Consider the following 11,151-nt stretch of genomic DNA (forward strand, 5'->3'; position numbering starts at 1 on the left):
ATCCCTTTTTTTCTAACTAACACTTAAAAATGAACTATTTTATCCAACGAGGGTCACCCACTACGTTGTCTTTTAGGGTTTGATTACTTATTGTGAAATCGCCTCCGACAGCATTTGCAAACTGAGGATCTAATGTTGTAAATGATGTCGATTTATCAACTGTTATTGCCGCAGCACCAACTGTATATAATAAACTAGCATTAAAATAATTATTACCTGCAAATGTTGGTGGAGCCGTAGGTGTTCCTGATCCGTTCTGATTCGAATAAATTGCAGTTGTTGACGCAATTATTGTATTTCTTACAGTAGAAGTATTGGCTCCAAATCGAAGATATAAAATTCTTTTCGACGCTACGTTACTTGAAACATTGTACAAAGTACATTTGTCAATTAGTACATTTGTTGTTAAACCCGTACCTGTTAAGCCGGCATTATCTACACGAACAAATTCACGTCCGATTGAGCAAGAGTCAAATGTACTATTTTTCAATACGATATTTGCTACATACGTGTTTCTAAAATCTACAGTTTCAGCTTGCGCATTTGTACTTACATTTTCAACTATACTATTATCTACAGTAAATGAATTTACTTTTGCCAAATTAACACTTCCATAAATTAAAGCTCGTAAATAATCATGTACATAACAACCACTAATTAATATATCACCGTAAGTTGCACTAGGAGTATTAATTGTAATAAAACTAGTATCGCCAGCAGTACTTCCTTCCAAATTTAAATCAATTAACGAAACATTTCCTGTGCCGGCATTAAGTGTAAATCTCACATGCAATAACGGTTTATCGCCTGCACGTAATCCTCTTATTGTAATTGCTTTGTTTAAAATAATTTCACCCTTAAATACCTGATAATCTCCAGGCATAAGCACTAGTGTAGAACCTGCAGGAGCAGCAACAATAGCCGCATTTAAATCATCGGTAGGTTTTACTAAAATTCCGGTTCCAATATCTATTCCGGTTTTAAACGTCCTAACTCCTCTTGTTTTAGTTCCATTAAGTAAAGTTGCTGTATAATCTGTTTCACTTGCTAATCCGGTTATAACTGCAACCCCTTCTGTTTTTTCTGCAGGAGTTATAGTATGTACAATATTGCCTGGATTGATAGAAACTTGAGTCACAGTACTATTTGGCGTCCATCTTAAAGTAACTTGTTTAGCCTCAACATCAATATCTTCGACAGGAAATAAAATTTGCTCTGTTAATGTTTTTGCTGTAACAATAGACCATTTAGAATCTGCTGCTCCTGTTGCGCTTACTCCTTTTACTCTGATTGAATAAAGGGTTTCTCCTTCTAACGGAATTGTTACAGGAAGTTCTGTAGGTAATACATTTACTGTTTTGTAGATCGTTTTAAACTCAGTATCATCTGCACTAAATTCTACAACATAATGATCTACATCATCTTTTACTGTCCAGTTTAATTCTACTGAGGTTTGATTTCTAACAAAGGCTTTTAGTTCTATTGGAGAAAATGCTCTGCTCGCTCCAATATCTTCTAAAACTCCTTCATTATAGCTTTCGCAACTGGCAACTAGCAATAAAAACATAGCCAGCAATCCTTTTAATATATATTTTGCTTTCATAATTATAAACTATAATTTATTTGTTAATTGTGATTAGTTACCTAAAACCCAGTCATTTGTCAATTGCCCATTACTTCCGTCAATAAACGTTTGCCAAATTGGCCAAAATTGTCTCTTATCAGGATCAACTCCTAACTTGTACAAAGTGCTTATTTTATTATCCTCTAATTTATCCCAAGCTTTAGAAGTAAACCCTGTCGGAGCCAAAGTTTCTCCTCGGTTTAATCCATAAATATCCAAAGTAACTCCATCATCTTTGTATTTATAATACAATGTTGAAGGAACGTCCTGATAAGAACCTGTACGGGCTTTCAGATTAGTCATTTTCTCTTTGGCTTCATCTAATTTTGTTTTTAATAAATTCCAGCGTATAAGCGCATATTTGCGTTCCATTTCTCCGGTAAATTCATATTTATTTTCTTCAATAATAGCGTTCATCATTGCTTCTTTACTGGTCAATGCGTCTACATAAGCATCTACTTTTACAGCCTGACTTCCTGAAGCAAAAGCTCTGCGGCGAATTTCCTTTAAATAAACTGATGCAGATGCCGGCCCTTCTAATTCATTAGCAGCTTCAGCAGCAATTAAAAGTACCTCTGCATATCGCATATAAATTTTATTTACACCATCATCATTTGGTGCACTAACAAAACGGTTCATCCATTCAAAACGGTATTTACCAAAATACCAGGTTTGTAAATCTGTAAGTTCTTGTTTTGCTTTCCCGTTTGTTACAGGCCCCCATTTATAAGGAACACAAGTAACATCTCTGCGGGTATCAGCCTGATCGTAGTCATAGTAAACGAATGGTAATGGTCCATTAGCACCACCTTTGTTTGTTCCCATACCTTGAAACTGATCTACAGCATCGTGTCTAACTGCAAGAGTATATAACATTCTTCCTCTCGTAGGTCCAAAAGGAATTTCCCATAGAGACTCACCACCAGCCGTTAAAATTTCCTGATTGTATTTTCTCCACAGCCCTTCAAAAGTTGGCTCTAAATGTGCAGAACCACTATTAATTACAGAACGACACTCATCTAATGCCAATTTATACATATTAGCCACAGAAAGTTCAGGATCTTTACTCCTTCTAACTCCGTCAGGATATTGCTGATAGCCGCTTGCCATCATGGCCAAACGAGCCCTCAAACCTTTTACAAAAGCCTTATTTACACGTTCTGTAGTTGCAGTTGCCGAAGATGCATTAGGCCATGCTACCAAATCAGAAGCCTCGTCTAAATCAGCAATTAATTGCTTGTAAATTTCGTCACGGCTTGTTTTAGGAATATAAATAGTTGCCGTTACAACAGGCTCAAAACGAACAGGAACATCTCCCCAGTTTCTCACCAAATCAGCATAATAAATAGCACGTAGTGTTAGCGCTTCTCCCAATAACTGTCCTAATGCGCTATTAGGCTTAGGATCTCCGTAAGTACGCAAACCTCTAATACATAAATTGGCGCGCTCAATTCCTTCATACATCATTGCCCAGGCATTTTTTGGAGAGTTCATCTCTGTATTGTCAGGCTTAGCATTATAGATTACCAAATCTGATTTGGCGTTATCACTGGAAGAAGCTAAAAGCCACTCCGTATCAGTATTTAATCCCTGGTACGCTAAAAGTCTTCCTCTGTAGGACTGCTCTTCACCAAATGAGATTTTTATTCCATCAACAGCACCTTGTGCTAATTCAGCATTAGAAAAGATAATTTCGTCTCCTAATGTTGATTGTGCAGGCGTATCAAAGTATTCATCACCTAAATCCTGACAAGAAGCCAATAAACCTGAGACAAGCAATCCTGCTATTATTACTTTATATTTCATTTTGATAAATTTTAAATTAGAAATTAAGGTTTAAACCAAAAACCAATTGTCTGCTGCGCGGGTATGCTGAATAATCAACTCCCGGTGTTAGTGGTGTTCTTCTTATTGTTGACACCTCAGGATCCGGACCAGAATAATTTGTAATCACAAAAACATTCGTTGCCGTAAAATAGAATCTTAATTTACTTACTCCCAACTTAGAAGTAAATGATTCTGGCGTGGTGTATCCTAAAGTAAGTGTATTCAGCCTTAAGAAAGAACCATCTTCTACCGCCCAGTCTGTAAACATAAAATTTTTCATATAAGGAGACCACATTGTCGTATTAGCATTTAGAGTCTCTAAAGTAGCAGGATCTGTTACCAATTGTCCTGACACAGGATCTACACTTGTCCATCTTTTACCATCTGCCATTTCAGAACTTAAATTTTTGTATTGCCCATTTCTGTTTGATGTTGAAAACTCTGCTTTATTTGCATTATAGATATCATTTCCTATACTCCAATTGAAAGCTGCAGAAAGATCAAAGCCATAAGCATTACCATTAATTACAAATCCTCCTGTACTTTTAGGATTAGAATTACCAATAATTGTTTGATCTGATGCGGTAACTTTATTATCTGTAGAACCATCAGTATTTTTTAATTTCATCATACCTGGCTGTACAACAGTACCAATAACACTTGTAGCATCAGCCACACCTGCTTTTAAAGTATATTTTCCTCCAACATAATCAAAATCTGAAACTTCATATCTGCCATCACTTTGATAACCATACATTAACCCTATTGGAGAACCCACATTTACAGCATAGTCGTTACCAATATCTGTTGATGCCCAATTGGTATTCATTCCAAAATTATCCATTACACCAAGAGAGTTAATTTTATTTTTGTTAATACCAATATTAACAGAAAAATTTAAACCATAATTTTTCTTTTCAATTGCTATAAAATTCACAGTAGCTTCGAAACCTTTATTTTGTGTTTCTCCCATATTTCTAAACTGTGTCTTATACCCTGTACCTCCTACCGGAAATTCAATTAACAAATCTTGTGTAACATTTTTATACACATCAAAAGTTCCGCTTAAACGATTTTTGAAAAATCCAAAATCAAGACCCAAATCCTGTGTTACAGTAGTTTCCCATTTTAAATTTGGATTTGCTAAAACACTCGATGGTGACCAATAATTATCAAAACCGTTCATACTGCTATTAGTACTTGATTGATAGCTTTGAACTGTTTGTCCTACCGGAATATTATTATTACCTGCTTCTCCGTAACTTACTCTAAACTTAAGAAGATTTAACCAGGATGTATTTTTCAAGAAACTTTCTTCAGAAATTTTCCATGCTGCCGAAGCTGCCGGAAAATATCCCCAACGATTATTTCCTAGAAATCTGCTTGAACCATCTGCACGAAAAGATGCAGACAATAAATAACGATCTTTATAATCATAATTTAAACGACCAAAAAACGACAGTAATTTATCATCAGGGCTGTAAAAATTGTCAACGGAAAGCGGGGTTCCCTGAGTTGTCAATTTTCTTGCCTCATCCAAATCAAAGAAACTAGGATAGTTTAGAACTGTTGTTGTCACATTATTTGAAGTAGTCGTAATCATTTCTTCTCCTAAAAGTGCTGTCAAATGATGATTAGCTCCTAAAAGATTTTTAAAATCATAATTTAATGTATTGGCATTTCTAAAGCGTACATCTTTACGGTCACTCATTACCATAGCCGGCATTCCTGCTCCAAATTTTGCAGTACTTGAAAAATAGGTAGTTGATCCGTAGAAACGATAATCTGTAGAATTATTATTATCCAATCCAAACTCACTTTGAAATTTTAGATTTTTAGCAAGTTTCCAACCAAAGCTTCCTAATAAATTGTAATTTTTTCTAGATTGCTGACGATCATTATCACTTACAACTAAAAATGGATTTACTAAATAACTGTTAACCGTTTGGTCTTCATTATCAGTTGTTAATCCCGGCATTGGAACTGGAGAATAGCCAACACTATGTCGTAAACGGCTGTCAAGTGATGAAGATTGTTTTTGATCATTGTTACCGCCTCCATCTATCTCTGTATCAGAGTAACGTACTGTAAAAGCAAGATCAATTTTGTCACTTGCCTTATTTTTTAGTGCCAATGATAAATTATTTCTTTTAAAATTAGAACCAATCATGATTGCTTTCTCATCATAATAGGAATAATTGAAATTATAATTAAGTTTGTCATTTCCTCCACGAATTCCTAAATCACGGCTATTTACTTCACCACGACGACCGTAAATTTGTTTTTGCCAATCAGTTCCTTTCACACCGTTATACAAATCGCGATCGGCCCAGTTACCAAAATATTTGGTATAAGAAGTTGGATTGCTTACAATAGTTTTATCTGTCTGGCTAAGCAAAGCATATTCGTATTGCCATTTTACAAAATCATCAACAGGAAGAACATCAATATCATTAGCCATTGTTTTCATACCATAAAACATATTAAAGCTAACTGCCATTTTTCCGTCTTTCCCTGTTTTAGTCGTAATAATAATAACACCGTTTGCACCTCTTGAACCATAAATTGCTGTAGAAGATGCATCTTTTAGTACGGTCATTGATTCAATATTCGAAGATGCAATGTCATTCATACTATTTACAGGAAAACCATCTACTATAATTAAAGGCGAAGCATCTTGTGTTAGTGAACCGCCACCACGAACTCTAATCTTTATTTCTGCATCCGGAGAACCTTCGGATGAAGTAACCTGAACCCCTGCTATTCTTCCGGTTAAAGCTTCTGCAACGTTAGAAACAGGAACTTTCTTTAAATCATTACCTGAAATTGAAGCAACAGAACCTGTTAAATCTGATTTTTTTACTGTTCCGTATCCAACAACTACAACTTCATTTAATGCATGTGAATCTTCTGCTAAAACAACGTCTAATTTTGTTTTTCCAGACACAGCTAATTCTTGCATCTTGAAACCTATATACGAGAACGTAACTACTGCTTTCGGATTTGAAAGTTTTATTTTATAATGCCCGTCAAAATCTGTCGAAACACCATTTTTTGTTCCTTTTTCTAATACATTAACACCGGGTAAAGTCAATCCTGCAGCATCTACTACTGTTCCTTCAAGTATTACAGTCTGGGCATTCATTCGATTGCTCGTCAGTAAACACAATAAGAAAACAACTGCAAAGCAACAATTGGTTCCTTTGTTAAATAAATCTTTAAAATTCATGGTTGATTGTTTAAGTTATTAATAGTTTATTGTTTTTAAGTGGTTTTTCAGGTTGTAATTTATTAAGCTTTTTATTTACGAAAGGTTATCCTAACTGAGAATAATACTGCTTTTAATTTTATGAACAGCTCCTTTTTAGTGCGACAATAAAAAGTTGTAATCGATTACACAAACATAAATATTTTTTTTATATAAAAAGTTAAAATTCATAATAATTTCATAAATAAAATAAAGCATTAAAAATAAAACGCCTTTTTTATACGACTTATGTAATTTTAGCTAAATAAAAATATGAATTATATTATTGTTTTTTGTGAATTCATTGCGATTTTAAAGAAAAAACAATCGATTACATCAATAAAGATTGTAAAATTATTAATGATCAAAACAAGACGATAAAAATTCTTAAAAGGAAGTGTGAAACAAGAAAAAGAAACTCTCCATGTCCGTCCTATGACATTCATATATAGAAATAAGGATAGTTTAAACAGAAGAAGTAATTAATTATAGCACAAAAAAAGCCTTTAAACGATTCCGTTTAAAGGCTGTATAATTTAAGAAATAAAATTTTTACATGTTACTTAAGCACGTTGCAATTGCAAATTGCTTTTATGTTTTTGCATTAGAACAAAAGTAATAATCATTCCGATAATTGCCATTACCACACCAATAAGGTTTGGCGAAGCATAACTGTATCCTGCTGCCAAAGGCAAACCTCCTAAAAAGGCTCCCAAAGCATTCCCTATATTAAAGCTTCCCTGAAGTGCAGCTGAAGCAATCATTTCAGCATCTTTAGCCGTTTTGATCATTAACATTTGGATAGGCGCAATAACCGAAAAAGAAATAGCTCCTGTTAGAAAAGTCAGGAATAAAGAAACATATTGATTGGATGAAAATAAGTACACCAGAATCAAATCGATCGACATTACAAACAACAAAGCTAATACTGTTGGTGCCGGCGAATATTTATCGGCTAATTTACCTCCAAGGAAATTCCCAACAACCATACCTAAACCAGCTAAAATTAAAATATACGAAACATCTTCTGCTGAAAATTTAGAAACATTAATCAACAAAGGTGCGATATAACTGATCCAGGCAAATAATCCTCCAAATCCAATGGCAGTAATACCGATGATTAACCAAGCCTCGGTTTTCCTGAAAAATTGCAGTTGCGTTTTCATATTTACGTTTCCGCTTTTTTCTAAGTTTGGCATCCATAAAGAAATAAACAAAAACGTAAGTAGACCAACAATAGCAATTAATATAAAAGTATAACGCCATATAAAATGATGTCCTATATAAGTACCAATAGGCACACCTATTAAATTGGCCAATGTTAGACCTGAGAACATAATTGCAATAGCCTGAGCTTCTTTGCCTTTATCAGCCAAACGGCTCGCTACAACTGCTCCAACCCCAAAAAAGGCTCCGTGTGGCAATCCGGAAAGAAATCTGGAAGCGAATAAAAAATTATAAGTAGGTGCAATGATCGAAAGCGCATTAAATACGGTTAACATCAATGCTAAGATTAAAAGCATTTTTTTTGGCGGAAAGTTTCTTCCAAGGATTACTAATAAAGGAGCTCCAATAACAACGCCAAGTGCGTAAGCAGAAATTAAATATCCTGCAACCGGAATCGAGACTTTCATATCTGAGGCAATATCTGGCAACAAACCCATCATAACAAACTCGGTAATACCGATAGTTAATCCTCCTAATGAGAGTGCGATAAGACTTTTTTTCATTTGTTTTTATAAGAAAGGAATAGATTTTCTATGGTGCAAAGTTAACGCTGTTAAACAGAAAATTAGTTGTATATTTGCGATATAAACTTGTAAATTTAAGTTATGCCAATATTAAATCAATTCAAAACTCTGGTGATTGATGAATTTGAAGATGAGAAATTTCACCTTCCGCCTCACACGCATACTTATTATGAAATTATTTACATCAAAAAAGGAAACGGCGTTCATCATCTAAACAACAACTTATTACCTTATAAAACAGGTGATCTTTTTGTGATTTCTCCGGAAGACGAGCATTATTTTGATATTAAAAAAAGTACTCGATTTTTCTATATTAAGTTTACCGATAATTATTTCAACTCGAAACAAAATCTTACTTGCGATGAATTTTTAATTCATACCCCGGAAAGTTTCATGCGCGATAAAACATTAAAAGAAACCGTCCTTAAACTAGATGATCCCTGCAAAACGATATTAAAAAACACAATCGAGAACATTGCTGCTTATAATTGTAAAACCGATGTTTCGACCTCTCCTATTGTATTTTACCAGATTCTTTCGATTTTCGGGTTAATTAAAGAAACCATGCGCGGCCAAAATCTTGTCGTAAAAGGAAATTCAATTGATAACGAACAAATCACATCTTATATTCATCAGAACATTTATCAGCCAAAACTGGTTCAGATAAAGGTTATTGCGAATCATTTTAATATTGCCGAAACCTATTTTAGTGCTTATTTCAAAAGAACATTTTCTATTAGTTATCGTGAATATATTCATAATTTGAGAACTACTCTGATCGAAAAACGAATTCACAACAATCAGCTTCCTATCAAACAAATAGCATATGAGTTTGGTTTTACAGATGAAAGTCATCTTTCGAACTATTTTAAAAAAAGAAAAAACATGAAACCTACCGATTTTAAAAAAACTTAAAATTGGAAATCTTAAATATATAGTTGCTCTTAAAAAAAATATCTAAATTTGTACTTTCAAAAAACAATTTCATTGACTAAGAAATTCCACATATTATTTCTCTTTTTAACTCTTGGCTTCTTTTTGATGTCCAATTCGGGTTATGCTTGTGGAAGAACTGAAGAGAAAATGTCATGCGAAAAGAAGGAAACTTCAAAAAAAGAAAGTACAGATTCTTGCCAGAAAGATTGTTGTAAGAAAACCAAAGAAGATAAAAAAGGACAACATGGCTGCAACGGAAAATGCGACCATTCAGGTTGTACAACTTCATTTCTGCAATTGAGCCTGATCACAAACGAAATTGATTTAAGCAATAATCTTTTTAATTTTTCTACAAAAAAACAAATCTCATACTACAATAATGCTAGTATTTCTGATGGTTTTACTTCGATCTGGTTACCACCAAAAATAAAATAATTCTATTTCTGACAGCCATAATTAGGTTTAGCTGTTAAGGCTCTAAGACTGTAAGGTTCTGCGAAAAAAAATCACATTTTGTGTCACTGGGACTTTGCGAGATTAAACATTCAATTAAAAAATAAAATTATTTAACTTAGAGGATAAATTCACATTCTCTATCAAAAATCACATACAATGAAAAATACAATTTCAACTATAGCAGTAATAATCACATTATTATTTTCTGCAAATACTATTCAGGCAACAACAATAAAAACAGTAATAACTACAAATGAAGATGTTGATTCTAGTCAGTTACAAACTGTTTATGATGCTTATTTTACGGTAAAAGATGCTTTAATAAAAAGCGATGCAAAATTAACTTCGGCGAAAGCCAATGATTTATTAGCTGCAATTACTGCAGTAAAAATGGACAAACTAAAAAGTAACGAGCATACTGTTTGGATGAAAGTGGTAAAAAAATTAACCGCTGATGCCAAAAGCATTTCAGGTACTTCAGATCTTAAAAAACAACGTGAAACTTTTAAATCACTTTCAAAAAATACCTACGATTTAATTAAAGTTTCTAAATCTGATGTCGCTGTTTACAAACAATATTGCCCAATGGCAGATGCTGACTGGTTAAGCAAAGAAAAAGCAGTTAAGAATCCGTATTATGGTTCTTCGATGCTGACTTGCGGAAACGTGGTAGAAACCATCAAATAAATATGACACTCTACATCAAAAACATGGTGTGTGGTCGCTGTAAAATGGTTGTGAAGTCTGAGTTGGATAAACTCGGACTTCAGACTATTGCTGTTGAATTAGGCGAAGTCGAACTGCAAGATGATATTACCGATTCTCAGAAAGAGATTTTACTTAAAAATCTGCAAGCTTTGGGTTTTGATTTTATTGATGATAAAAAAAGTAAAACCATTGAAAAGATTAAAAATCTAATTGTCGATTTGGTTCATCATAAAAACAACGAACTTAAAGTTAATTTGTCTGATTATTTGGTCGAAAACCTCAACCAGGATTATAGCACACTGAGTAATCTGTTCTCGGAAATTGAAAATACTACGATCGAAAAATACTTTATCAGCCAAAAAATAGAAAAGGTAAAAGAGCTTTTGATTTATAATGAACTTTCGCTAAGCGAAATTGCTGATATGTTAAACTATAGCAATGTTGCTCATTTAAGTAATCAGTTCAAAAAAATTACTGGTTTCACGCCTACTTATTTCAAGCAGTTGAAAGATAAAAAACGCATTCAAATAGAGAATTTGTAAATTTTATTTAACCGCAAAGGGCGCAAAGATTTACGCAAGGTTCGCAAAGTTATTTTAGAC

The 11,151-nt window shown here is 33.7% G+C and carries 8 protein-coding genes; 4 read left to right on the top strand and 4 right to left on the bottom strand.

Annotated features, from left to right (window positions below; genetic code table 11):
- Window positions 1-34: 34 nt before the first annotated feature.
- From ACIDC4_RS10995 to ACIDC4_RS11010, 4 genes are all read right to left on the bottom strand, one after another.
- Window positions 35-1,603 (bottom strand): DUF5123 domain-containing protein, encoded by a 1,569-nt coding sequence (locus tag ACIDC4_RS10995; protein WP_412045568.1) that lies wholly within the window; start codon window positions 1,601-1,603, stop codon window positions 35-37.
- 33 nt (window positions 1,604-1,636) lie between these two features.
- Window positions 1,637-3,430 (bottom strand): RagB/SusD family nutrient uptake outer membrane protein, encoded by a 1,794-nt coding sequence (locus ACIDC4_RS11000; RefSeq protein ID WP_412045567.1) that lies wholly within the window; start codon window positions 3,428-3,430, stop codon window positions 1,637-1,639.
- Window positions 3,431-3,446: 16 nt separating this feature from the next.
- Window positions 3,447-6,680, bottom strand: a complete 3,234-nt coding sequence (locus ACIDC4_RS11005; RefSeq protein WP_412045566.1) for a SusC/RagA family TonB-linked outer membrane protein — start codon at window positions 6,678-6,680, stop codon at window positions 3,447-3,449.
- A gap of 581 nt (window positions 6,681-7,261) precedes the next feature.
- Window positions 7,262-8,428, bottom strand: a complete 1,167-nt coding sequence (locus tag ACIDC4_RS11010; protein WP_412045565.1) for an MFS transporter — start codon at window positions 8,426-8,428, stop codon at window positions 7,262-7,264.
- A 102-nt stretch (window positions 8,429-8,530) separates the two neighbouring features.
- Between ACIDC4_RS11010 and ACIDC4_RS11015 the strand changes: the two genes are divergently transcribed.
- The 4 genes from ACIDC4_RS11015 (at window position 8,531) to ACIDC4_RS11030 (ending at window position 11,091) form a co-directional block, all read left to right on the top strand.
- A complete protein-coding gene (locus ACIDC4_RS11015) occupies window positions 8,531-9,364 on the top strand; it encodes an AraC family transcriptional regulator (protein ID WP_230032819.1) in 834 nt (277 codons plus the stop codon).
- A 72-nt stretch (window positions 9,365-9,436) separates the two neighbouring features.
- A complete protein-coding gene (locus ACIDC4_RS11020) occupies window positions 9,437-9,820 on the top strand; it encodes a hypothetical protein (protein WP_230032821.1) in 384 nt (127 codons plus the stop codon).
- 177 nt (window positions 9,821-9,997) lie between these two features.
- Window positions 9,998-10,528 (top strand): DUF3347 domain-containing protein, encoded by a 531-nt coding sequence (locus tag ACIDC4_RS11025; RefSeq protein WP_412045564.1) that lies wholly within the window; start codon window positions 9,998-10,000, stop codon window positions 10,526-10,528.
- 2 nt (window positions 10,529-10,530) lie between these two features.
- The gene (locus ACIDC4_RS11030; RefSeq protein WP_412045563.1) at window positions 10,531-11,091 is read left to right on the top strand and encodes an AraC family transcriptional regulator; all 561 of its coding nucleotides are present in this window, start codon (window positions 10,531-10,533) and stop codon (window positions 11,089-11,091) included.
- Window positions 11,092-11,151: the final 60 nt, after the last annotated feature.

Origin of the sequence: Flavobacterium sp. C3NV, assembly GCF_046825355.2 — a bacterium.
Classification (GTDB): domain Bacteria; phylum Bacteroidota; class Bacteroidia; order Flavobacteriales; family Flavobacteriaceae; genus Flavobacterium.